This is a genomic window from Planctobacterium marinum, assembly GCF_036322805.1.
In the GTDB taxonomy this organism is placed as follows: Bacteria; Pseudomonadota; Gammaproteobacteria; order Enterobacterales; family Alteromonadaceae; genus Planctobacterium; species Planctobacterium marinum_A.
In genome coordinates this window covers 4012683-4036089 of sequence record NZ_AP027272.1, presented here as the reverse complement: position 1 = coordinate 4036089, position 23407 = coordinate 4012683, and the positions used below count along the sequence as shown (strand labels likewise).

Below are 23407 nucleotides of genomic sequence, written 5' to 3'. Positions count from 1 at the left end.
TGCCACCTGACCCTAAAACGGTTGAGTCATCAGGGCATGATAAAAAGTCATGATCTGGTGGTACTCATCAATGTCAATATGCTCATTGATACCATGAATACGCTGTAAGGATTCAGGAGTGAATTTCACCATCATAAAGCGATAAATATTCTCAGACAGGCCCTCGTAGTGTTTGGCATCTGTGCCCGCAATCACCAGATAAGGCGCCACCAGAATGTTACCGTCTATGCTTCTAATCGTTTGCTCTAGCAGCTCAAAGCTGGCGCTATCTGCAGCAGATACTGAAGAGGCTTCAGTGGCCATAAAAGGTTCTATCTTTACCCGTTCATCGTTGATTATCTTTTTCAGGTGGGCTTTCACATCCTGAACGCTCGTACCCGGGAACAGTCTGAAGTTCACCACGGCAGAGGCTTCTGTGGGTAGAATATTAGATTTAGAGCTGCCTTTTAGCTGAGTGACTGCCGCTGTCGTACGAATGCTGGCTGAGGTGGCTGGTGAAGCATTCATGGCGCTTTCAATAACAGGCTGCAGCAGCCAAAGGTTACTAAAGGGTAGCCGCATGGAAATATCGGCGTAATTGCCGATTTTTTCGAAAGTTTGATTCATAAAACTGAGATCGGCGGGAAAGGGGGCGTTTTCCACTTTAACAACGGCTTGAGCGATAATCCCTGCGGCGGTGTTAGTGGGAGGTTGTGAAGAATGACCTCCGGTACTTTCCACGGTTAGTTTAAAATTGGCAAAGCCTTTCTCTGCTATGCCAATTAACGCTAAGGGTTGTTGGATGCCGGGCATAATCCCTTGAGTGATTACGCCGCCTTCATCCAGAATAAATTCGAATTCTAAACCTTCGGATTTGAGTTTTTCAGCAATTTTTGCCGCGCCTGATTTGCCGCCTATTTCTTCATCGTGACCAAAGGCCAGATAGATGTCGCGTTCAGGTAGTTTGTTATTGGCGACTAGATATTCAGCCACTTCCAACAGTGCCATTACGCTGCCTTTGTCATCGATAGCACCCCGTCCCCATACTTTACCGTCAGCGATGTCACCACCAAAAGGCGCTTGTCGCCACTTGTGTAAAGTTTCGGCATCAACGGGAACTACATCAGTATGGGCCAGGAACATCAAAGGTTTAGTGCTTGACTGTGTACCTTTGATGCGGAACAGGAAACTGTACTCAGAGATAAATTCGGGAGGAAACTTCTGCCAAAGGGAAGGGTAACTCTTTTCCAGAAAGCGAATAAATGATTCGAATTCGCTATTGCTATCGGAAGACTCTTCGCTGGAGATGGTTTGATATTGAATGGCTCTGGAAAGCCTTTGCACTGCGGCATTCTTATCGCGGCTGAATGCACTGGTTATCGGTTCAACCTGAACTTGTTGCTCAGTAAAAACAGTATAGGTTCTGAAGGTGACAATACCCACAAGAACAACCAATAGCAAGCCCAACGCCAGCAGGGCTTTTTTTAACATGCTCATGGATTATTCTGCTCCGGAAATAATTTGTACCTGGGCAATATCGGTATCGCCTTTGAGTACTTTGTATAGACCGTCTTGCACCAGGGTGCGCATGCCATCGCTGGTGGCTTGTTTGGCCATTGCGGTCACTGCGGCTTCTTTATATACGAGCGCTCTGAGTTCAGGAGTCATGGTCAATAGCTCGTGCACGCCGGTTCTGCCTTTGTATCCGGTGCCACCGCATTCATCACAACCTTTACCTCGGTGCAACATTAAGGGCTCTTTATAACCGATTTCTTCTAGTTTATCTTCACCGTATTGGCGCTTTACAAAGCCCACTTCCGCGTCAGTCGCAGGGTATTCCTCTTTGCAGTTTTTACACAGGGTTCGGATGAGACGCTGTGCCAATATACCTACACAGGCATCAGAGAAGTTGACGGGATCTAACCCTAAATCTAAAAGACGGGTAATGGTTTCAGGCGCAGAGTTGGTGTGTAGTGTGGATAAAACCAAGTGACCTGTTAGCGAGGCTTCAATACCGGCATGTGCGGTTTCTTTGTCCCGCATCTCACCGATAAGGATGATATCGGGATCGGCCCGCAAAAAAGCTCTTAAGGCACTAGCAAAGGTAAAGCCTATTTTTGGGCTGACTTGCACCTGTTGCAGGCCGGGCTGAGTAATTTCCACCGGGTCTTCCGCAGTCCAAATCTTTTTTTCGGGGGTGTTCAAGTGGCCAAGGATTGCATGCAAAGTCGTTGTTTTACCTGAGCCTGTTGGCCCAACCACTAACAAAATACCATGGGGTTTCACAATCATGGTTTTGAGCATTTCGGTGTTGCGCGGGCTCAGGTTCATTTTGTCCATTGGCATGGCACCACCTGCCGCCAGAATACGCATAACTACGCCTTCGCCTGCCACCGTTGGTATTGTTGCCACCCGAACTTCTACTGGTTTGCCTTGCATTCGAAAAGCCAACTTACCGTCTTGTGGCACCCGCTTTTCTGCGATATTAAGATTCGCCATAATTTTAATACGGGCAATCACAGCACTATGGTGTGATGCTGGCAGTTGGGTGATATCTCGACAGACCCCATCCACCCGCATGCGAACGCGAGTCGGGCCGCCTTTTTCAGCATCGATGTGAATGTCAGATGCGTTAATGCGCTTGGCATCATGCAGAATACGGCTCACTAAACGCACCACGGCTGGTGCATCGTCAGACAGCTCATCCACCATTTCTTCATGGTCATCAGAGCTGGTGCTGATCTCATCCAGGATTTCATCCATTTCGCCCGGACCTTTGCTGTCTCCGCCCGTGGCTTCTCCTAAGTATTGTAAGACAGTGTTGGGCAAACCCACTGAGATTTCGTATTGCTCAATACCCAACGCGGATTCGACTTCCATCAGCAAAGCGGCATTGTTGGGCTCGGCCATTACAACTATGGGGTTTTCGCGGGCGTCGGCAATAACTGCTACCAGGTTGCGCTTAAGATAAGAAACGTTGAGCCGACTTTCGTTTTGAAACAAATGGTATTTGTCGGGCAGGTAATCAAGCCAAGGTACCTGGTAATGGATTGACAATGCCTGGCCAATTTCATTCTCCGGGATGCGATGTTCAGAAGTGAGTCGTTGAATAAGGTGTTTTTGATCTTTACAGCTTTCAATTAGCTGGTCCAGTACTGACTCTTGAATCAAATTACGATGCACCAGATATTGAAATGGCTGTTTAGTGCCATCAAGCTCAAATCGGAACTTGTTACCTAACATGTCGGCCAGGCCTTTACCAAGGCGCAGGTCTGCGTCGTTAAAATCACCGCGTTGTTTATTGATGACCTGCATCACGCCCAAAATAACGCCTGCGTTCATAATGGGAACACAAAGAATGCTTTTGGTTTTAAAGGAGCTGGACTTATCAAATTTGTCAGCGAATTTCAGACGAGGATGAATCTCTCTTAATTCCTCAGCGTTGTATGGATCATTGATAATCAGAGGAAGCTGACTTAAGGCCACATAACCAGCGATGGATTGCGGACTGATTGCCACTTTAATCTCACGAATTTCGTTGCCGGTTTTGAAGCGGGCTACCAAATCTTGATGCTGGCGACGACGTTGAAAGATACTCATGCGCTCGGCACCAAATAACTTGAGGATAATGGGCTCCAGCTTTTGATAAGCATCCATCAAAGTTTCGTGTTGCTCTAAATAGCTGTCGATTTTTTTGAGTAAGTCGTCCTGTCGAACCTGGTCGTTTATCATTCTGTAGAGGGCTTCTTCTGTTATCGGTTGTATTTCACGGTTAATGATACTGTTAACTATAGCTGAGCTTACTGGTTTCATGACGTTTCCTTGTCATTATCTATTCCGGTTGCTCAGTTTATCGCCAGTTTATGGCCTTAAAAAACTGTACTTAGGTACAGGTTACATCAGATTTTCTGCCGGTTAACATGGAATTGTGTCAATGGTTGGCACAGTTTAAACAAACAGCCCAACGCAGTGACGTTGGCAAGGAGATGGACATGAATGAGTTATCGATACAAGAAATCGAACAGGTTAACGGCGGTGTCACTCCAGTTCTGATAGCTATTGGTAAAGGAATTGGCTGGGGTATTACAACCGGCTCGGCTATTTTTGGTGTCGGTTTGGCTGCGTCTGCGGCTAATAGGGAACCATAAAGACCGTTATTGTTTAGGGGAGTTGTCTATGGCTCCCCTTATTAATCCTATTATATGAGGATAACTAAATGTATAGAGCTGCATGGATATTTCTTTTTTTACTTGAATTAGTATTGGGCGTATTTATTGTTATTCTGTTTGTACAGTCTAAAGACGCGTTACCCCAAGGTGTCATTTTTGTTTCTGTACTCGGGTTTTTATTACTTACGGTTGATTGGATTAGGAGTAAGGAAACTTAGGCTCTAATAGTTCAATCGAAGCCTTCGTTTTGCGAGTGAATGAAAAGTAAATCGTTATGAAGCAGGCTTAGTCTTTAATCACACAATCTAACAAGGCCCCTGAAATCTTGTAAATTAAAAGATAGGGATTTCTTGCAACATTATGCTCCGGTTACACTTTTGGCTTGCATTTTAAAGGGCAGACAAATAAAACTCAATTAAGCAAATAAGAGCTTAGTGATATAAAAGAGGCAAATACGTGTGGTTATTTGAAAGACACTGCCGGAATTGCAAAGTAACGATTCCCATCGATAAAAGGCTGGGTTTGATATGGCGAGGTAAGATGATATGTAAGCAGTGCGCTTACATACTACAACCGACAATAGTATGGACCACCGTTGCGTGTCTATTCTCAGCGGTAGCCATATACCACATTATTTTCCATTGGCTAGAGAGCAAAATGGGTAATGAGTTCGCATTAGTGACTAATCTGGCGATCGCATTGCTAATAGCGCGCATCACAGAGCCTTTTGCAGACTTGAAAGGTCATCACCCAGACGAGCACTTATAAAATAATTTGGGCCGGGCGATGACAATGCCATCAGGGCACAAATGAAATGTTCGGGTCTGCCGAGATAATGCAAAATAACTCTTGCGCAAATATTAAACATGCGTATAATGCGCGCCCACTGAGTTCATAGAACCAGTCCCTGAATGCATTATTTATAAGGCGTTCAGGAACTAACAAGACCTCAATTGGAGGTCATCGTTATATAGGCACCCCTCCCCCAATATTTAGGGCGGCAGGAGTGTATTTTTTTGTTCTTTATCGTTTGGAGCTTTGGTCGATGGCTAATCAAAGAATTCGTATTCGCTTAAAAGCGTTTGATCATAAATTAATTGATCAGTCTACAGCGGAAATTGTAGACACCGCCAAACGTACTGGTGCGCAAGTAAGTGGTCCTATCCCACTTCCTACTCGCAAAGAGCGTTACACCATTCTTATTTCACCTCACGTAAACAAAGATGCGCGTGATCAGTATGAAATTCGCACTCACAAGCGTTTGGTCGATATCATCGAACCTACAGACAAAACAGTCGACGCTCTGATGAGATTGGACTTGGCTGCCGGCGTTGATGTTCAAATCAGCCTGGGCTAAAGAGAGAGGGTGTAAATAATGTCGATTGGATTAATCGGTCGTAAAGTCGGTATGACTCGTATCTTCACTGAAGAAGGCGGTTCTGTACCTGTGACTGTTATCGAAGCTACCCCTAACCGTATTACACAGCTTCGTACTGCCGAAAAAGATGGCTATCGCGCTTTGCAGGTAACTGCTGGTACAAAAAAGGCTAACCGTGTAAATAAAGCTGAAGCAGGTCACTTTGCTAAAGCTGGCGTTGAAGCGGGCCGTGGTTTGTGGGAATTCCGTTTAGGTGCTGAAGAAGGCGCTGATTTGGAAGTAGGTAAAGAGATCACTGTTGAGATCTTCGCTGACACAAACATGGTTGACGTAACTGGTACTTCTAAAGGTAAAGGTTTTGCTGGTGCAATCAAACGTTGGAACTTCAGTTCTCAGCGTATGACTCACGGTAACTCTCTTTCTCACCGTGCCCCTGGTTCAATTGGTCAAAACCAATCACCAGGTAAAGTTTTCAAAGGTAAGAAAATGGCCGGTCAGCTGGGTAACAAACAAGTTACTGTACAGTCTCTGGAAGTCGTTAAAGTAGACGCTGAAAACAACCTGCTTCTGGTTAAAGGTGCTATCCCTGGTTCTACCGGTGGTGATGTTATCGTTAAGCCAGCTGTTAAAGCGTAAGGTCTGGGAGATAGATGATGGAATTAGCAATTAAAGATGCGCAAGGCGCACTTGAAGTTTCAGAAGCTACTTTTGGCCGTGAGTTTAACGAAGCTCTAGTTCACCAAGTATGTGTAGCATACGCAGCTGGTGCACGTCAGGGTAGTAAGGCGCAGAAAACGCGTTCTGAAGTACGTGGTGGCGGTAAGAAGCCATGGCGTCAAAAAGGTACTGGCCGTGCACGTGCTGGTACAATCCGCAGCCCAATTTGGGTTGGCGGTGGTCGCGCATTCGCGGCAAAACCTCAGGATCACAGCCAGAAGGTAAATCGTAAGATGTACCGTGGTGCTATCAAGAGCATCCTGTCTGAATTAGTTCGTCAAGAGCGTTTAGTTGTAGTTGAAAACTTCGGTGTTGAATCTGCAAAAACTAAAGACTTGGTTTCTAAGCTTAAGCAGTTGGAACTGAAAGACGTATTAATCGTGACTTCTGAAGTTGATGAGAATCTGTTCCTGTCTGCACGTAACCTTTACAAAGTAGATGTTCGTGACGTACAGGGTATCGATCCAGTTAGCTTGATTGCATTCGAAAAAGTTTTGATGACTAAAGATGCAGTGAAGCAATTAGAGGAGGCTTTAGCATGAACCAGGAACGTCTTTTAAAAGTCATTCTTGCTCCTCACGTTTCTGAAAAGAGCACTGTTTCTGCAGAACTGAATAATACATTGGTTTTCAAAGTAACCACCGATGCTGCTAAAGCTGAAATCAAAGCTGCTGTTGAGTCTTTGTTTGAAGTTGAAGTTGCTGGCGTACGCACTGTAAACGTGAAGGGTAAAACCAAGCGTCACGGTCTGCGCACTGGTAAGCGTAAGGACTGGAAAAAAGCCTACGTTACTTTGAAAGAAGGTCATGACATCGACTTCGTCGGTGGCGGTGAGTAATAGGAGTTAATTGACATGGCATTAATGAAAGCTAAGCCGACTTCTGCTGGTCGTCGTCACGTTGTTCAGGTCGTTAACCCTGACTTGCACAAAGGTGCACCACATGCACCTTTGCTAGACAAGAAAAGTAAGTCTGGTGGTCGTAACAACGGTGGTCGTATTACTGTTCGTCACATCGGTGGCGGTCACAAGCAGCACTATCGTATTGTTGACTTCAAACGTAACAAAGACGGCATCCCTGCAAAGGTAGAGCGTCTTGAATACGATCCTAACCGTTCTTCTAACATCGCTTTAGTATGTTATGCAGACGGTGAGCGTCGTTACGTTCTTGCCCCTAAAGGCATGAAGTCTGGCGATCAGATCTTGTCTGGTTCTGATGCACCTATCAAAGCAGGTAACACTTTGCCAATGCGCAACATCCCAGTAGGTACAGTAGTACACGCTGTTGAGATGAAGCCAGGTAAAGGTGCGCAAATTGCGCGTTCTGCTGGTGCATATGTACAGATTTTGGCGCGTGAAGGTGCGTATGTAACCTTGCGTTTACGTTCCGGTGAGGTTCGTAAAGTTCCTTCTGATTGTCGTGCGACAATCGGTGAAGTTGGAAACGCTGAGCACATGTTGCGTTCTTTAGGTAAAGCTGGTGCAACCCGTTGGAGAGGCGTTCGTCCTACCGTACGTGGTGTTGCAATGAACCCAGTTGATCACCCACATGGTGGTGGTGAAGGCCGTACCTCTGGTGGTCGTCATCCGGTTTCTCCTTGGGGTAAACCGACTAAAGGTGCAAAAACACGTAAGAATAAGCGTACTGATAAGTTCATCGTACGTCGTCGTAACAAGTAATAGCGAGGATTCACCATGCCACGTTCTCTCAAGAAAGGTCCATTTATCGACCTACACTTGTTGAAGAAGGTTGAGGCTGCAGTGGAAAAAGGCGACAAGAAGCCAATTAAAACTTGGTCTCGTCGTTCTATGATCATCCCAGATATGATTGGGTTGACCATTGCGGTCCATAACGGTCGCCAGCACGTTCCAGTATTCGTATCGGACGAAATGGTAGGCCATAAATTGGGCGAATTTGCGCCAACACGTACTTATAAAGGCCACGTGGCCGATAAGAAAGCGAAACGATAAGGAGTAGACAATGGAAGCTTTAGCTAAACACAGTTTTGCTCGTATCTCGCCTCAAAAAGCGCGTTTGGTAGCAGATCAAGTTCGCGGCTTGCACGTAGAAAAAGCTCTAGAAGTTTTGACGTACAGCCCTAAGAAAGCAGCCGATCTGGTTAAGAAAGTTCTTAACTCTGCGATCGCCAATGCTGAACACAACGAAGGTGCTGACATTGATGAGTTGGTAGTAGCTAAGATTTTCGTAGACGAAGGTCCTACTATGAAGCGCATCAAAACTCGCGCGAAAGGTCGTGCAGATCGCATCTTCAAGCGCAGCAGTCACATCACTGTTGTAGTAGCGGACAATCAGGAGTAAACAATGGGACAGAAGGTACATCCTACGGGCATACGCCTGGGTATCAGCAAACCATGGGTTTCTACCTGGTACGCCGGTACTAAAGATTATGCTGATAACCTGTATTCTGATCATCAGGTTCGTCAGTATCTGACTAAGAAATTGAAAAATGCATCTTTGTCTAAAATCGAAATCGATCGTCCTGCGAAAAGCATCCGTGTGACTATTCACACTGCTCGCCCAGGTGTTGTTATCGGTAAGAAAGGTGAAGATGTTGAAGTACTTCGCAAGCACGTGTCTAACCTGGCAGGCGTTCCTGCTCAGATTAACATCGCTGAAGTACGTAAGCCTGAACTAGACGGTCAATTGGTAGCTGATAGCATCGCTAGCCAGTTAGAGCGTCGTGTTATGTTCCGTCGCGCCATGAAGCGTGCCGTGCAAAACGCTATGCGTTTAGGTGCCAAAGGTATCAAGGTTGAAGTTAGCGGTCGTTTAGGCGGTGCAGAGATTGCTCGTTCTGAATGGTATCGTGAAGGTCGTGTACCACTACACACTTTCCGTGCCGACATCGATTATGCAACTTCAGAAGCGTTGACTACTTACGGTATCATCGGTATCAAAGTATGGATCTTCAAAGGTGAAGTTTTGGGTGGTTTGCCTACTAAGGCTGAGCAACCAGAGCAGCAACAACCTAAGAAGAAGTCGCGTCCTGCTAAGAGAGGAGCGTAATCATGTTACAACCAAAACGTATGAAATTTCGTAAGATGCACAAGGGCCGCAACCGTGGTCTGGCATCTGGTAATAAAGTAAGTTTCGGTACTTTCGGTTTAAAATCGGTTGGTCGTGGCCGTATGACTGCTCGTCAAATCGAAGCAGCTCGTCGTGCGATGACTCGTCACGTTAAACGTCAAGGTAAAATCTGGATCCGTGTGTTCCCTGACAAGCCAATTACTGAGAAGCCTCTTGAGGTTCGTCAAGGTAAAGGTAAGGGTAACGTTGAATACTGGGTATGTCAGATTCAGCCAGGTCGTGTGCTGTATGAGATGGAAGGTGTGCCAGAAGAATTGGCGCGAGAAGCTTTCGAACTTGCAGCTGCGAAATTGCCGTTTAAGACCACTTTTGTAACTCGGACGGTAATGTAATGAATGCATCTGAACTAAGAGAAAAGAGCGTAGAAGAATTGAATGCGCACCTGATCGAACTTCTTCAGGAGCAATTCAACCTGCGCATGCAAAACAGCACTGGTCAATTGGCGCAAACGCATCAATTGAAAACAGTTCGTCGTAACATTGCGCGTGTTAAAACCATTTTGACTGAGAAGGCAGGTGCCTAATGACTGAACAAAAGATTCGTACAGTACAAGGTCGTGTGGTTAGCAACAAAGCTGATAAAACTATCACTGTTGCTGTTGAACGCCGCGTGAAGCACCCTATCTACGGGAAATTCATCAAGCGCACAACTAAGTTGCACGCTCACGACGAAAACAACACATGCCAAATGGGCGACGTAGTAACTCTTAAAGAGTGCCGTCCATTATCCAAGTCTAAGAACTGGATGTTGGTTGAAGTTGTTGGTAAAGCTTAATTTTTAAGTTTTATAACCAATTAAAAAACCCGCCTTATGGCGGGTTTTTTGTTAGCTGAGCTTGTCAAATCCAGATTTTCATCCAAAGAGTTTTTGGATAATAGGCATAATGACGAGGTCGGTAGTAATAGAACCAACAACTATTGCAAAGAAGATATTTGTTTGTGCCAAAAACCAACGAATGCCCTTCAGATCTTCGGGGAAGTCATCAAGTATGCCCACTCCACAAAATTTTTTTATACCATAAATAGTGGCTAGTATTAGCGCCGCAGTCATTAAGATACGCAGAATGATAAGTTCCATAATTGAATTCAAGAACCACTAAATTCTAAATCAATGACATCCCGAATCACGTTTACGGTTCCACCTCCAGCAACACTTCCCCCTACTAATTTTACTGCACCCACTAATGAACGCACTGAGTTTACGGCACCTGCAACACCTGCTAGTACGATGTCTTCTGCGTCGACGTCATTTCCACCACCGATTATTGTTCCCACTATGGCACCGACGGCCCCCGTAATTGCGGCGAGTGCATTTACTAATACACCGCCATTGACTTGATTTAATTCATCCAATGTTAATTCTTGCATTTTGCTATTCCCTATAGTTGTCAAAAATGAGCCTCAGTGCTCATTAGCACAATCATAGTTAACAGCTTAACCAAATACACCTGTACCAAAGTACAGTTTTGTTTAGGCTAACTTTAGTTGCCGTGTCGCACGAGACACTCAAATTGAATCAGTAACGGCACTATCCGAAAAGCCTCCAGCAAGAGCTTAGGCCCAAAATTATCTTTAATTTAGGTTTAACCAGTAACAAAGGTGATAGAATCTGTCGGTTGTGGTGTCAGCCCTTTCCTGCTGCCGCATGTCCTATTGAGGCATCTTGCCGGTTATCAACCGTTACCTGCTAGGCTAATCAGCATTAACTGATAACAGTGCGGTAAAAAGCTTTTATTTCCTTAACATTTCTGCCTACTATGGATAAAAACACTACACAAGAATCGGTGCAGACGTGCAAGGAGTTATACCCGAATGAATACTGTAAACCTCTCCCTACCCGCAGAAAAGCTTACTTATTGGTTAGTACAAGATGGCTCAAGAGATGTGCTATTTCAGCCAATTGACGGTGAAATGGTGACTTTTAACTGGCAGCAAATTAATTCCGAAGCCAGAAAACTGGTTAGCTTTTTACAGGAACAAGGACTCAATCCCGGAGATAAGGTAGCAATACTCTCTAAAAACTGTGCACACTGGATAATCTCTGATATTGCATTGATGTATGCTGGCCTGGTCAGTGTACCGATCTATCCAACTGCAAATAAAGACACCATTAGTTACGTACTGGAGCATTCAGAAAGTAAAATGATTTTGGTGGGGAAACTAGATAACTGGCAAGCTCAGGCAGAGGGTATTCCTGAGTCGGTACCAAAACTCGCTTTTCCTTATCCGGGCATGCCGGCCGAATTCAATTGGAATGAGGTACAAGATAAGTACGAAGAAGCGGAGAATATCACACCGGTTAAGCCTGATGACTTGATGACTATTTTGTATACCTCTGGCAGTACAGGAAATCCCAAGGGCGCTATGCATAATTATCAAAGCTTTGTTAATGCGGGTAAAAACGTTGGTAAGCGTATGCAGGTTTCTACTGAAGACCGGATAATGTCTTACCTGCCTCTGTCTCATTGTACTGAACGCGCTTATGTGGAATCTACCTTATTGAGTTATGGTTTAAAGGTTTATTTTGTGGATAGTCTCGACACTTTTGCGCAAGATCTTAATAACGCAAAACCCACCATTTTTGGTTCGGTGCCGCGCTTGTGGACGCAGTTCCAGAAGAAAATTTTAACCAAGATGCCAAATCGTAAACTGCAAACCTTGTTGAAAATTCCTCTGCTAAACAACATTGTCAGAAATAAAATCAAGAAGCAAATGGGACTTGATCAGGCCCGCCTGTTCGTCAGTGGCTCAGCGCCTTTGTCAGAGAAGATTCTGCAGTGGTATAGCAAACTCGATATCAATATTGGGGAAGGTTGGGGTATGACCGAATCTTTTGCTTGCGGCAGTGTTTTGGGGCCCGGTATGGACGTGCGCATTGGTACTGTTTCAAAACCCTTACCCGGTACAGAAGTGGTGATCGCTGAAGATAGTGAAATTCTACTTAAGACCGAGTCAGATATGCTGGGTTACTACAAAGAAGAAGAAAAAACCAAAGAAACACTCAATGAGCAAGGGTACATACACACCGGTGATTTGGGTGAGATGCAGGACGGTTACCTTTCGATAGTTGGTAGGAAGAAAGATATCTTTAAAACAGAAAAAGGTAAATATGTGGCACCCATTCCAATCGAATCGGAGTTTGGTGATAACGAGTACATTGAGCAAATGTGCTTGATGGGAACCCAATTGGTGCAACCGGTTCTGGTGATTAACTTAAGTGAGCATGCTTTAGCATTGGACAAAAAAGACATTGAACAAAGCTTATTAGAAACGCTTGCGGCAGTGAATACAAAATTGGAAGCGCATGCCAAGGTTTCTGCCATCATAGTTGCACAGCAAGCGTGGACAACAGATTCTGGTGAGTTAACGCCAACTCTCAAAGTTAAACGTCACGTGGTAGAAAAGACCTATTTGCCGCTGGCGCAGAAAGTAGAAAAGGGCACTATTAGCTGGCATTAGCCGCCAAAGTTCAATAGAAACTGAAAAAACCAGGGCTTAAAAACCCTGGTTTTTTGCTTTTCGCTGCATAATTTAGACGAGATATTGATTTATGAAGATTTAGGGTGATAATCAAGTTAAAGTTGCCAAGTTGGGTCTCTTATCTGGTTGCAAATTTCTAAGGAATTGATTATGAACAACAAGCCCCGTCCTAAGTCAAAACCGATGCCCGCTGCGGCGCCCAACCTGTCATCTGGCACGGGGCACACACAGGCAAATGCTGAAGCACCCGTTATGCAGAATATGGCCAGTGCAGCACGAAAACAGTTAGAAACTCATATTGGGCAGGGGCCGGGTAAGATGCACGCGGCCAGCACAACCCGCTTGCACGAAGAGCGCGCTTATATCTACGATCAAATGTCGAAAGGTAAGCGTATGCAGACCCTGAATAATTTTAAAACCGGTCTGAACCCACTGAACAACATCAGTAAAAACGATCGGCGTAATCTCACCGCTGAAGCTAACAGCTTAAAAACCTATAAAGACCGCATGAAAAATAACAATAAAGATGCGGTTAAGCGCGAGAAAATTGGTACCAATTTGGGACACGTTAAAACCGGGGCGAGAGTCGCAAATTATGTTGGTACTGGCGTTGCCCTGGCAAATCCCGCTGCAGGTCTTGCGATAAAAGCCAGCGCTAAAGGGGTTGGCATTGCCTCGGGTATTGGGGCAACGGTAGCTTACGATAGAGCCAGTAAAGCCTATGCCAAAAATGTAAACGAGAAAGCAACGGGCATTAATATGCTGGATAGCCATATCTCTGCGCAAAAATCAGATTTAACCGCCAATAAACGCAATAAAACCGCCGTATCTACCGCAGCCAGTGTGGCTTTTGGCGCTGGCAGTTTTGGCGTCGATGCAGCATTAGATGGTGCCAGCACTTTAACGGAGAGCTTGGTATCATCGGGTTATAATGCTGCTAAAACAGGCACTAAGAAGGGTATTGGCCTGGCCTTCGCGGGGCAAATTCGCGATAACAAGTCTGAAATTGTCAATCTTATGCGCCATCAAAAAGCATTTGAGCCAAAGCCGGGACTGGTACAAACCCGAGCACGCAGCAATGCGGTAACAAAAAAATAAACCGGAAACTTAAATTGCAGAGTTGTGAGTTGAATTAACTAAACAAATTTGTCAGTGAGTATTTCTGTGTGATTTTTTTACCTGGATATTTTGAGTAATTGTACTCAGGCTGTACAGAAAACTAACAGAGTCACATTATGCAACAACGCATTCCTGCCATAGATCAGTTACGCGGTTTGGTTATCGTCCTGATGGCCATAGATCACGTGCGAGATTTCTTCAGCCCCTTTCCGTGGCAGCCCGAAGATTTAACGCAGACAAGTCCCGAATTATTCCTGACTCGCTGGATAACCCATTTTTGTGCTCCGGTTTTTATCTTATTAACCGGAATTAGTGCCTTTCTATATGAGCAAAAAGTGTCTTCAAAAAGCGAACTTCGTCATTTTTTGATAACACGTGGCATCTGGTTGGTGTTTATTGAACTGGTGGTGGTTAATGCTTCCTGGAAATTTGGCTTTCCTGCCTGGTATTTTGTGCAAGTGATATGGGCCATCGGTGTTAGCATGCTGTTTCTGGCTCTATTTACCTGGTTACCCCGTAACGTTACTTTGGTCTTCGGCGTATTGATGATCTGTACACATAATTTAGCAGATGGTATCAATGCTTCTCAGTTTGGAGAGTTAAGTTGGCTATGGCATGTGTTACATCAACCAGGTTGGATACCTTTCAATGAGCAAGGGGCGGGTGTTTATATCGCTTATCCGTTGGTGCCCTGGATTGGTGTCATGCTGGTTGGGTATGGCATTTCTCCTTGGCTAACTTCTGATGCAGCACAATTTAAACAGCGTAGTTTCAAACTCGGACTAGGTATTTTATTGGCCTTTATCGTTGTTCGCTTGCTTAACGTATATGGCGATCCGGTTCCCTGGTCTGAGCAGGAGCGCGGCGGCATATTTACCTTACTGTCCATTTTGAACACTCAAAAATACCCGCCTTCACTGTCTTATTTGCTGATGACCTTAGGTCCGACTTTGATGTTGATGTCTGTCATGCATCGACTACCAGAGGCCATTAATAGTGCTCTGCTGACCTTTGGCCGTGTGCCCTTTTTCTATTACGTCTTGCATTTACCGCTCATACATTTCCTGGCGCTGCTGTTTTTTATTCCAACATTGGGCTGGCAAGTGGGCTGGCAGTTGGGTGGCAGCGGTGCATTGCCCGAAGGTTATGAACCCAGTTTATTGCGCCTTTATCTGGCCTGGGCTTTTGTTACCTTGGTGATGTTTTACCTTTGCAAATGGTATGTCGGTGTTAAACAACGGCATAATCATTGGCTATTGAAGTATCTCTGATGGTTATGACGATATCTTTAGTTTATTGATGATTGGCTTCTAAAAGCACCACTGCCCACTCAACGGAAACCGGGATGACAATAAAGAGAATAGATAAAGCTGCTGAATTATCGCAACAACATTATCGTTATTACGATTTCATTATGGCAGCCACCTGTGTCGTTATCGTTTGCTCTAATATTATTGGTGCTGCAAAGGTGGCTACTATTATGGGCGTCACCTTTGGTGCGGGTGTACTGTTCTTTCCTTTGTCATATGTTTTGGGGGACGTACTTACTGAGGTCTATGGCTACTCCAGGGCGCGCAGAGTCATTTGGGCTGGTTTTGCTGCTGCTGCTTTTGCCGCCGGCATGGCCGCCTTTATCACGGCTATGCCGCCCGCTGACAGCTGGAATCAATCCCTTGGGGGCATTGATACTCAGCAAGCGTTCGCTTTAAATTTCGGTCAGGTGCCGCGCATTATCTTTGCTTCTATGCTGGCTATCTGGTGCGGCGAGATGGCAAACGCCTACGTCCTTGCCAAAATGAAGATCTGGAGCAACGGTAAGGCACTCTATCAACGCACTATTGGTTCTACCATTGTAGGTCAGGGGGTAGATACCTTGTTATTTTATCCGCTCGCTTTCGCTGGTATTTGGTCATGGGACCTGATACTCACGGTGATGTTGAGTAACTATGTGCTGAAAGTGCTCTGGGAAGTATTACTTACCCCCGTAACCTATAAAGTTATCGCCAATCTCAAGACTGCTGAAGGCGTTGATGTTTACGATAGGGAAACGAAATTTACCCCCTTCTCGATAAAACAATGATAATGACTCTCATGTATTTTTGACTGCTGATAGCAAAAGCTGTAGTCAGGCTGACAATTCTTGTTTTTTGGAATCCACATTCACCTTGAAAAAACGTCTAAATCCGTCAAATCTATTAATTGAACATGGTTCATATATTGAAAATGCCATTTAAAACATATATTTAGTTAAATGTCGCTGTTGTTCTAAAGTTTGTCGCAATCTTCCTAACGGCATTTGTTCTCGCCACTCTACTATGTACCCACCTCAGGGAAGACCGCTCATGGCAGCAACTAATAAAAGCAATAAATGCTGTCGTGTAGGGAATATAAATAAATCAAAGTCCCATGATGTGACATAACAAGTGAACGAGTACAAATCATGAAGTTAAATAAATTATCAGCCTCTTTATTAGCAGTATCAATTGCTTCCTCTTTCGCTGCTCAGGCGGCTAACGACAGATATATCATTCAAGTAGACGACAGCAAAAAAGGTGTGGTTAAAGCCCTTGCCAAAAAATTGGGCGGCGAGATCAACCTGGATTCAAATGGTTTCTTTGCTGCTACCTTCTCTGGTCAAGATCTGGAGTCAGTTAAAGGTTTATTGAACAACCCGCACATCACACTGATTGAAGAAGACCAAATTCGTAAGCCTATGAGCCTCTGGAGTGATGACGCTGGTAACCCTAACGCCACTCAAATCACGCCTTATGGTTACTATCAAGCTGAAGCTGATATGGTGACTTTTGACCGCAATGCAGGTATGAAAGTGTGTGTTATCGATTCTGGTTTGTCTTCTGATAACCCTGATTTCGAGTGGAACCGTATTACTGGTGACAACGATTCTGGTACAGGTAACTGGTACGATCACGGTGGTCCTCACGGCACTCACGTAGCGGGTACAATCGGTGCTGCAGATAACTCTTACGGCGTTATCGGTATGGCTCCTGGTGTTGAAATGCACATTATTAAAGTATTTAACGAAAGCGGCTGGGGCTATTCTTCTGACCTGGCTCACGCAGCAAACTTGTGTTCTGCAGCAGGCGCAAACCTAATCAACATGAGCTTGGGTGGCGGCGGTGCTAACAGCACAGAAGAAAACGCCTTTAAAGCCTTCCGTGATGCAGGTGGTTTATCTTTAGCTGCGGCTGGTAATGACGGTAACAACGTTCGCTCTTACCCTGCAGGTTACAACTCAGTTATGATGGTGGGTGCTGCTGACGCCAACGATAACATCGCTGATTTCTCTCAATATCCAAGCTGTACTTCGGGTAAAGGGCGCCGTGTAACTACTGACGAGCAAACTTGTGTTGAAGTGGCTGCTGGTGGTGTGGATACCCTTTCTGCCTATCCTGCAGGTACTGCGCCTATCGCGTCTATGACAGTTGACGGAGCTGCTTTTGCTACTTCTGCGATGGAAAACTTCGGTAGCGCAGCGGGTGCAACTTACTTTATGGGTACGGCTGAAGCAGTTGACTCTGGCGCGGCTGGCAAAATCTGTGTGATTGACCGTGGTAATGTTTCTTTCTTTGATAAAGTGAACAACTGTGAACAATCTGGTGGTATCGGTGCTGTTATCGTAAATAACGAAGCAGGCATGTTATACGGTACGCTAGGCGACACTAACACGACTTCTATCCCAGCTGTGGGTGCAGCGCTGGAAGATCGCTCTGCAATTGTTGCAGCAAGCAACATTGCGATTGATATCGAAAACGGCGACTACGGCTTCATGAGTGGTACTTCAATGGCCACACCTACTGCAACTGGTATTGCGGCGTTAGTATGGTCTAACCACCCAACTTGTACAGGTGAAGAAATCCGTTCTGCGCTCAAAGCTTCTGCACAAGATGCAGGTGCTGCAGGTAACGACGTGTACTTCGGTTATGGTTTGGTCAAAGCGGCTGCGGCAGATGCTTACTTAACTAGCAACGGCTGTGCTGGCGGTGACAATGGTGGCGGTGATAACGGTGGCGGTACGGGCGGTGATTTCACCATGTCTGCTGCTGGTTATAAAGTGAAAGGCAAGCAAGTAGTTGATCTGAGCTGGACTGGTGCAACCTCTAACAATGTTGATGTCTACCGCGATGGTAGCATGATTGCTACAACATCTAATGATGGTGCCTACACTGATAACTTAAATGTAAAAGGTGGCGGTTCTTACACTTACCAAATCTGTGAAGAAGCAAGCAGCACTTGTACTACCACAGTAACGGTAACTTTCTAAGGTTGTTTAATTATCCCAACCATTAATTGCGGGCTCAGGCCCGCTTTTGTGTTTAAAGAAATTGGTTGAAAACTGAACAAATATTAGCTAATGTGCCCAACCCTGACTTGTGGTCGTACCAGTAACTGGATGTAACAATTATACAGTTACCGGGTTAAGCAGTGTTGAATTCCAGGAAAATATAAATATGAAAATGAATGTTGTAATCCCTTTTCTGGTTAGCGCTCTGGCAGTAGTCACTACTGCAATTGTGAGCAAGGATAGTCTGACGCAATCCGCCCAACCTTCAGAAACAACAAGTGGCTACATTGTAAGAGCTAACTCTTCTGAAGTGGCTGCAAGTGCAGTTCAAGCCGTCCAAGCAGACATCATTAAAACCCTGGATATCGTTGATGGCGTCGCTACGGAATTAACCCAAGACCAGGTAAAAACTCTGAAAGACCAAGGCCTTAAAGTGTTTGTTGACGCTAAAGTCGAACTCGCTACAACAGGGTGGGGGGTAGCCTCGCAGGTTTCGCAATCGGTGGTACCTTACCAAATGGGGGCGTTGCCGCTTCACGATGCGGGTTGGTATGGTGATGGCGTGACCATCGCGGTACTGGATACCGGCTTTAAATCTATGACCGGACTTCGTCAAGACGCATGGGGCCGTAAACGCATTTACGGTACATATAATGCCATCGAAGGTAAGGTACAGAATAATGACGAAGAGCAAAACGGTCACGGTACTCACTTAGCAAGTATCGCCGCCAACAGTGAACGCGATATTTACAATCGCTTTTACGGTGTAGCTCCAGCTGCACGTTTGGTGAGTGTTAAAGCCTTTGGTGAGACGGGGGAGGGGAGCTATGCGGCAGTAATCGACGGTATAGAATGGGCAATTAAGTTCAAAGACCGTTTGAATATCCGTGTACTTAATATGTCTTTCAGCGCGCCTCCGCAAAGTTTCTACTGGGACGATCCGGTCAATGTCGCGGTAATGAAAGCTTGGCAGGCAGGGATTGTGGTTGTTGCTTCTGCCGGTAACAATGGCGGCTCACCGATGACTATTGGTGTACCGGGTAACGTACCTTATGTCATTACCGTTGGTGCTAGCAGCGATAATTACACCGTTGCTGATCTGGCAGACGACAGAATGGCTAAGTTTTCTTCCATGGGCCCAAGTATCGAAGGCTTTATCAAGCCTGAAGTAGTTGGTTATGGTGGTCGTATCGTTGGTTTGATGGACAAGAATGCTCACCTGGCGATTACCCATCCTGAGAATCATGATGGCTCTAAATACTTCGCTATGTCTGGTACTTCCCAAGCTGCCGCAACAGTATCGGGTGTAATCGCACTCATGTTGGAATACGAACCGTCTCTGACACCTGATCAGGTAAAATGTCGTTTAATGGATTCTGCCACTGTGTTGAATAAAAAAGACTCTAGTGAGCCAGAAGATATTTTCAAACAGGGCGCCGGTGTTGTGAACGCCACGGAAGCGGTGCTTAGTAGTGCAGCCAATTGTGCCAACAAAGGTTTAGATATCGCCGCTGATCTTGCCGGAACGGCACATTATGTGGGTCCCGTGGCCACTATGGGCGAGACAGAAGTTCAGCCATACTTAAGCCGTTTGTTGTCCGATGGTTCATTGTGGCACGATGGTTCGTTGTGGCACGATGGTTCGTTATGGCACGATGGTTCGCTGTGGCATGACGGTTCGTTATGGCACGATGGTTCACTGTGGCATGACGGTTCACTGTGGCATGACGGTTCACTATGGCACGATGGTTCGCTGTGGCACGATGGCTCACTCTGGCACGATGGCTCACTGTGGCACGATGGCTCACTGTGGCACGATACCACCAGTCTTGGCACCGATACCGTAACGCCTGCTTCAGTAGCCTCACCTGATACGAGTATCGGGATCACCGTTAACGTTTGGGTTGACGAAGAATAATACCCAATTTTAAATTTTTCCTGGCCCGGGTTTGTACCTGGGCCTTTTTATTTGCTACAAAGGAAGTGTATTCAGTAGTGCAGACTAATTTTTGATGAAGCTTTTCGGTTTTACCTTATTTTCTTTATTTTTATTGTTTCTATCACAGGCCTTGTCAGCAACAGAATTGCGCTTCTCGCGTTTTGATGTTGATGATGGTTTATCTCATGAGATTGTTCGCAAGAGTGTTCAGGACAGCCGAGGTTTTATGTGGTTTGCCACTGAAGGTGGCTTAAACCGATTTGATGGTTTTCAGTTTAAACACTTTCCCGTCATATTAGATTCAGAGCAGGTAACATCGGTTATCAGTGACATGCTGTTCGATGGTGAACGCTACATCTGGTTGTCTACTCTGGGCAGCGGGGTTATCCGTTTTGATCCAGAAAACAATGCATTCAAACAAGTGGCCAATGAGACCTTGGTAAGTCCGCGAATAAAAAGGATTTTTCTGGATTCACAGAACCGACTCTGGGTGGGAACGCTGGAAAATGGATTAGCGCAGATCAATATTGATGAGCAATATCAGGTCATTAATTACTCAGGAGATGTTAGAGGGGTATCTCACCCGGCGGTTACTGCTTTTACTGAAGACAGTTTAGGTAGAATATGGATTGGCACCGATGGAGGTGGACTTGATGTTTTGCAACCTCATTCAGAGAAATGGTTAAATTTTCGCGCATCAGATGAGCGCTCAGAAGAACACTTGAATGGCAATCGAATCCGCAGCTTGCTGACCGACTCACAAGGTTATATTTGGGTAGGCACCCTTACCTCTGGATTGAGCCGCTATTCTCTGAAAAGTAAACGCTTCGCTCACTATCGCCACAATCCCGACGAACTTACAAGCTTGAGTAATGATTTCATTCTATCTTTGTATGAAGATGCTCAGGGGCGTATTTGGGCTGGGACAGACAATGGTATCTCCCTTTACGAAGACGGAAAATTTGAGCGTATCCTCGCTGACAAAAGTAATCCTGATAGTTTAAGTAACAATCGCATATTTAATGTGTTTCAGGATAAAGGCAATATCATCTGGATCAGCACCTACAGCGGCTTGAATAAATGGAATCCAGCAAACAGTGCTTTTAACCATACTATTCCGCGCACCCAAAGCGACCTGAACCACTCTGTAGTAACTGACTTTGCAACCGACTCTGATGGACAATTATACGTTGCCACCTATGGCGGCGGTATTGTTCATCTAGAGCAATCCACGGGGGCTTGGCTGCCCATAACCAAAGCACAAGGATTAGCTGACAATCGAATCATGTCCTTAATGGTGGATCGCGAGGATGGCATCTGGGTAGGCACCCGAGCGCATGGTTTACTTTACAAATCCGCATCCAGTGAAAGTTGGCAACAATTTAAACACAATGAACAGGATGAAAACTCACTGCCCTCAAATGGTGTTACTGACATTTTGCAAGACAGTCAAAATCGTATTTGGGTGGCCACATACAATGGTGGACTGAGTCTTAAAACGGACACAGGCTTTAGTAATTTCCTGCGAAAAGAAGGCAATATCAACAGCCTTTCAAGCAAAAACATTATGCAAATCCTGGAAGATCAGGAGGGCTTTATCTGGGCCGCTTCGGAAAACGGTTTGAATCGCATCGATGTGAAGGAAGGCAGTATTAGCACTTTTTTATACGATGAAGACAATCCTCAGGGCTTGAGTGGCGAATTGACCTGGCAGATCTTTGAGGATTCCCGTGGTGATTTCTGGATAGCAACCCACGGTCATGGGATCAGTATCTGGCGCTTTGCTGACCGAGCTCAAGGCAATTTAAAAATGCGCCATCTTACTCAGGAAAATGGACTAAACAGTAACTCTGTATACGGTTTTGCTGAGGACCGGTTGGGTAACATCTGGCTCTCTTCCTCTCGTGGTATTAGTCGTATCGACGCAGAATCTTTGCAGCCTGAACACTTTGATAAAAGCCATGGGCTACAGGGTTATGACTTTAATTTAGGGGCAGTTTATACCGACCAAAACAACAAAATATATTTCGGCGGAACCAATGGTTTTAACCAATTTCTGGAACAGGATTTAAAGTTAAAAGCGCAAGCTCCGGATGTTGAACTGCTGGGAGTTACCGCGGTTGGTAGGGAGTTAAGTGTACCTGACAGTGCGCCACTAGAGCTGGGTTATGAAGATTATCTCGTTGCCTTTGACTACGTGGCATTGGATTTTGCTGCACCGCAAAAAAATCAATATCAATATCGTTTAAGTCCACTTGATGAAGAGTGGATCAGTGTTGGCAACCTGCGGCGTGCAACTTATACTAATTTACCCGCAGGTGATTACGTATTCAGTGTTCGAGCCTCGAACATCGCAGGAATTACCAGTGATGCGCAGATAAATCTTCCCGTTACAGTGTTACCTGCGCCCTGGAAAACGCCGCTTGCTTATAGCGCTTATGTGGCGGTGACAGCCTTATTGCTGTTGCTGTTCTTACGCAGCCAAATGAAAAAATTGGCGCAAGAGGAGAAACAACGTAAAGAGCTGGAGAGACAAGTTGCCCAGCGTACTGAAGAGCTGGCAGAGCAAAATAAGAAGCTCATTAAGTTAAATCAGGAGCTTGAGCAAGCCCATGTGGAAGACGCGCTTACCGGTTGTAAAAACCGTCACTTTTTAGATTTATATCTCAAAAGAGCTTTGCCCGAATATGAGGCCCAGGCGAATCATCAAATGTTGGTGATGCTTATCGATTTGGATAACCTCAAACCACTTAACGATTCCCTGGGGCATGCCGCCGGAGATGCACTGATATCCCATATGGCAGAAGTATTCAGAGGGGCATTGCTTTCAGACTTCCACCTGGTGCGATGGGGCGGTGACGAATTTATGATTGTGGGTACGATTTCAGATAGACAACAATCAGTGGATTTTGCCACTAATCTGCAGCGGAAAGTGAGTGAAACTCAGTTTACCTGGTTGGGTAAGGACGTTAAGTGCCAGTGTTCGATGGGCTTTGCTCACTATCCTTTTGATGAAACATCGCCGAAAGCGCTGTCGTGGGATCAGGTCTCTATGCTGGCAGATAAGGCCTTGTATTCAGCCAAACAAAAATCAGGCATTAGCTGGACTGGAGTGCTTACACCCAAGCGCGACATTAATGAACTAATGCTGTCGGAACTGATGCATTGTCAGCGTATTTCGCAGGTGGAAGATCTGGTGGAAATAGTCGAGAGCTAG

General features: G+C 45.4%; 23 protein-coding genes. 19 read left to right on the top strand and 4 right to left on the bottom strand.

All coding sequences use genetic code 11. The features are described from left to right. Nucleotides 1-12: 12 nt before the first annotated feature. Both AABA75_RS17880 and AABA75_RS17875 read right to left on the bottom strand, forming a co-directional pair. Entirely contained in the window at nt 13-1476 is a 1464-nt protein-coding gene (locus AABA75_RS17880; protein ID WP_338294096.1) for a M20/M25/M40 family metallo-hydrolase, read from the bottom strand. A 3-nt stretch (nt 1477-1479) separates the two neighbouring features. Next, the gene (locus tag AABA75_RS17875; RefSeq protein ID WP_338294883.1) at nt 1480-3636 is read right to left on the bottom strand and encodes a GspE/PulE family protein; all 2157 of its coding nucleotides are present in this window, start codon (nt 3634-3636) and stop codon (nt 1480-1482) included. 263 nt (nt 3637-3899) lie between these two features. Between AABA75_RS17875 and AABA75_RS17870 the strand changes: the two genes are divergently transcribed. The 12 genes from AABA75_RS17870 to rpsQ all read left to right on the top strand — a co-directional run bounded on the left by AABA75_RS17870 (nt 3900) and on the right by rpsQ (nt 10124). Further along, nucleotides 3900-4127, top strand: coding sequence for a hypothetical protein (locus AABA75_RS17870; protein WP_338294095.1), 228 nt, complete (start codon nt 3900-3902; stop codon nt 4125-4127). A gap of 1066 nt (nt 4128-5193) precedes the next feature. Beyond that, the gene (rpsJ, locus tag AABA75_RS17865; protein WP_229531230.1) at nt 5194-5505 is read left to right on the top strand and encodes a 30S ribosomal protein S10; all 312 of its coding nucleotides are present in this window, start codon (nt 5194-5196) and stop codon (nt 5503-5505) included. Between the two features lie 18 nt (nt 5506-5523). Further along, entirely contained in the window at nt 5524-6162 is a 639-nt protein-coding gene (rplC, locus tag AABA75_RS17860; protein WP_338294094.1) for a 50S ribosomal protein L3, read from the top strand. A 17-nt stretch (nt 6163-6179) separates the two neighbouring features. Continuing rightward, nucleotides 6180-6785, top strand: coding sequence for a 50S ribosomal protein L4 (gene rplD / locus AABA75_RS17855; RefSeq protein WP_338294882.1), 606 nt, complete (start codon nt 6180-6182; stop codon nt 6783-6785). Beyond that, nucleotides 6782-7081, top strand: a complete 300-nt coding sequence (gene rplW, locus AABA75_RS17850; protein ID WP_229531228.1) for a 50S ribosomal protein L23 — start codon at nt 6782-6784, stop codon at nt 7079-7081. The genes rplD and rplW overlap by 4 nt, the downstream gene beginning before the upstream one ends. Before the next feature lie 15 nt (nt 7082-7096). Then, entirely contained in the window at nt 7097-7921 is an 825-nt protein-coding gene (rplB, locus tag AABA75_RS17845; protein WP_338294093.1) for a 50S ribosomal protein L2, read from the top strand. Between the two features lie 15 nt (nt 7922-7936). Then, nucleotides 7937-8212, top strand: a complete 276-nt coding sequence (rpsS, locus tag AABA75_RS17840; protein WP_268409630.1) for a 30S ribosomal protein S19 — start codon at nt 7937-7939, stop codon at nt 8210-8212. Between the two features lie 10 nt (nt 8213-8222). Further along, nucleotides 8223-8561: a 50S ribosomal protein L22 gene (gene rplV, locus AABA75_RS17835; protein ID WP_229531225.1), complete on the top strand. Its 339-nt coding sequence runs from the start codon at nt 8223-8225 to the stop codon at nt 8559-8561. A gap of 3 nt (nt 8562-8564) precedes the next feature. Next, a complete protein-coding gene (rpsC, locus tag AABA75_RS17830; RefSeq protein WP_338294092.1) occupies nt 8565-9269 on the top strand; it encodes a 30S ribosomal protein S3 in 705 nt (234 codons plus the stop codon). A 2-nt stretch (nt 9270-9271) separates the two neighbouring features. After that, nucleotides 9272-9682 carry a 50S ribosomal protein L16 gene (gene rplP / locus AABA75_RS17825; RefSeq protein ID WP_338294091.1) on the top strand — a complete coding sequence of 137 codons (411 nt, stop codon included), beginning with the start codon at nt 9272-9274 and terminating at the stop codon, nt 9680-9682. Continuing rightward, nucleotides 9682-9873: a 50S ribosomal protein L29 gene (gene rpmC / locus AABA75_RS17820; protein WP_229531222.1), complete on the top strand. Its 192-nt coding sequence runs from the start codon at nt 9682-9684 to the stop codon at nt 9871-9873. Before rplP ends, rpmC begins: the two co-directional genes overlap by 1 nt. Further along, a complete protein-coding gene (gene rpsQ / locus AABA75_RS17815; protein ID WP_338294090.1) occupies nt 9873-10124 on the top strand; it encodes a 30S ribosomal protein S17 in 252 nt (83 codons plus the stop codon). Before rpmC ends, rpsQ begins: the two co-directional genes overlap by 1 nt. 78 nt (nt 10125-10202) lie before the next feature. Here rpsQ and AABA75_RS17810 read toward each other — a convergent pair whose 3' ends face one another. Together AABA75_RS17810 and AABA75_RS17805 are read right to left on the bottom strand one after the other, a co-directional pair. Further along, nucleotides 10203-10427, bottom strand: coding sequence for a hypothetical protein (locus tag AABA75_RS17810; protein ID WP_338294089.1), 225 nt, complete (start codon nt 10425-10427; stop codon nt 10203-10205). Between the two features lie 8 nt (nt 10428-10435). After that, on the bottom strand, nt 10436-10717 hold the full coding sequence (locus tag AABA75_RS17805) for a hypothetical protein (RefSeq protein WP_338294088.1): 282 nt from the start codon (nt 10715-10717) through the stop codon (nt 10436-10438). Between the two features lie 444 nt (nt 10718-11161). Here AABA75_RS17805 and AABA75_RS17800 point away from each other — a divergent pair, with 444 nt between their 5' ends. The 7 genes from AABA75_RS17800 (at nt 11162) to AABA75_RS17770 (ending at nt 23407) form a co-directional block, all read left to right on the top strand. Beyond that, nucleotides 11162-12808 carry an AMP-binding protein gene (locus AABA75_RS17800; RefSeq protein WP_338294087.1) on the top strand — a complete coding sequence of 549 codons (1647 nt, stop codon included), beginning with the start codon at nt 11162-11164 and terminating at the stop codon, nt 12806-12808. Nucleotides 12809-12979: 171 nt separating this feature from the next. Next, the gene (locus AABA75_RS17795) at nt 12980-13927 is read left to right on the top strand and encodes a hypothetical protein (protein WP_338294086.1); all 948 of its coding nucleotides are present in this window, start codon (nt 12980-12982) and stop codon (nt 13925-13927) included. 137 nt (nt 13928-14064) lie between these two features. Then, nucleotides 14065-15219, top strand: coding sequence for a DUF1624 domain-containing protein (locus tag AABA75_RS17790; RefSeq protein WP_338294085.1), 1155 nt, complete (start codon nt 14065-14067; stop codon nt 15217-15219). 74 nt (nt 15220-15293) lie between these two features. Next, a complete protein-coding gene (locus AABA75_RS17785) occupies nt 15294-16028 on the top strand; it encodes a queuosine precursor transporter (protein WP_338294084.1) in 735 nt (244 codons plus the stop codon). A 360-nt stretch (nt 16029-16388) separates the two neighbouring features. Beyond that, nucleotides 16389-18230, top strand: a complete 1842-nt coding sequence (locus AABA75_RS17780; RefSeq protein WP_338294083.1) for a S8 family serine peptidase — start codon at nt 16389-16391, stop codon at nt 18228-18230. Nucleotides 18231-18417: 187 nt separating this feature from the next. Further along, a complete protein-coding gene (locus AABA75_RS17775) occupies nt 18418-20169 on the top strand; it encodes a S8 family peptidase (protein ID WP_338294082.1) in 1752 nt (583 codons plus the stop codon). A 94-nt stretch (nt 20170-20263) separates the two neighbouring features. After that, complete coding sequence (locus tag AABA75_RS17770; protein WP_338294881.1) at nt 20264-23407, top strand: ligand-binding sensor domain-containing protein; 3144 nt, start codon at nt 20264-20266, stop codon at nt 23405-23407.

Bases quoted from the DNA above. Each gene is read 5' to 3' on its own strand.
- rpsQ (WP_338294090.1), top strand. From the start codon at position 9,873: ATGACTGAACAAAAGATTCGTACAGTACAAGGTCGTGTGGTTAGCAAC.
- rplD (WP_338294882.1), top strand. From the start codon at position 6,180: ATGGAATTAGCAATTAAAGATGCGCAAGGCGCACTTGAAGTTTCAGAA.
- rpsC (WP_338294092.1), top strand. From the start codon at position 8,565: ATGGGACAGAAGGTACATCCTACGGGCATACGCCTGGGTATCAGCAAA.
- AABA75_RS17875 (WP_338294883.1), bottom strand. From the start codon at position 3,636: ATGGATGCTTATCAAAAGCTGGAGCCCATTATCCTCAAGTTATTTGGT.
- rplP (WP_338294091.1), top strand. From the start codon at position 9,272: ATGTTACAACCAAAACGTATGAAATTTCGTAAGATGCACAAGGGCCGC.
- rplC (WP_338294094.1), top strand. From the start codon at position 5,524: ATGTCGATTGGATTAATCGGTCGTAAAGTCGGTATGACTCGTATCTTC.
- AABA75_RS17800 (WP_338294087.1), top strand. From the start codon at position 11,162: ATGAATACTGTAAACCTCTCCCTACCCGCAGAAAAGCTTACTTATTGG.
- rpsJ (WP_229531230.1), top strand. From the start codon at position 5,194: ATGGCTAATCAAAGAATTCGTATTCGCTTAAAAGCGTTTGATCATAAA.
- AABA75_RS17785 (WP_338294084.1), top strand. From the start codon at position 15,294: ATGACAATAAAGAGAATAGATAAAGCTGCTGAATTATCGCAACAACAT.
- AABA75_RS17870 (WP_338294095.1), top strand. From the start codon at position 3,900: ATGGAATTGTGTCAATGGTTGGCACAGTTTAAACAAACAGCCCAACGC.
- rpmC (WP_229531222.1), top strand. From the start codon at position 9,682: ATGAATGCATCTGAACTAAGAGAAAAGAGCGTAGAAGAATTGAATGCG.
- AABA75_RS17780 (WP_338294083.1), top strand. From the start codon at position 16,389: ATGAAGTTAAATAAATTATCAGCCTCTTTATTAGCAGTATCAATTGCT.
- AABA75_RS17810 (WP_338294089.1), bottom strand. From the start codon at position 10,427: ATGGAACTTATCATTCTGCGTATCTTAATGACTGCGGCGCTAATACTA.
- rplV (WP_229531225.1), top strand. From the start codon at position 8,223: ATGGAAGCTTTAGCTAAACACAGTTTTGCTCGTATCTCGCCTCAAAAA.
- AABA75_RS17770 (WP_338294881.1), top strand. From the start codon at position 20,264: ATGAAGCTTTTCGGTTTTACCTTATTTTCTTTATTTTTATTGTTTCTA.
- AABA75_RS17880 (WP_338294096.1), bottom strand. From the start codon at position 1,476: ATGAGCATGTTAAAAAAAGCCCTGCTGGCGTTGGGCTTGCTATTGGTT.
- AABA75_RS17790 (WP_338294085.1), top strand. From the start codon at position 14,065: ATGCAACAACGCATTCCTGCCATAGATCAGTTACGCGGTTTGGTTATC.
- rplW (WP_229531228.1), top strand. From the start codon at position 6,782: ATGAACCAGGAACGTCTTTTAAAAGTCATTCTTGCTCCTCACGTTTCT.
- AABA75_RS17775 (WP_338294082.1), top strand. From the start codon at position 18,418: ATGAAAATGAATGTTGTAATCCCTTTTCTGGTTAGCGCTCTGGCAGTA.
- rplB (WP_338294093.1), top strand. From the start codon at position 7,097: ATGGCATTAATGAAAGCTAAGCCGACTTCTGCTGGTCGTCGTCACGTT.
- AABA75_RS17805 (WP_338294088.1), bottom strand. From the start codon at position 10,717: ATGCAAGAATTAACATTGGATGAATTAAATCAAGTCAATGGCGGTGTA.
- rpsS (WP_268409630.1), top strand. From the start codon at position 7,937: ATGCCACGTTCTCTCAAGAAAGGTCCATTTATCGACCTACACTTGTTG.
- AABA75_RS17795 (WP_338294086.1), top strand. From the start codon at position 12,980: ATGAACAACAAGCCCCGTCCTAAGTCAAAACCGATGCCCGCTGCGGCG.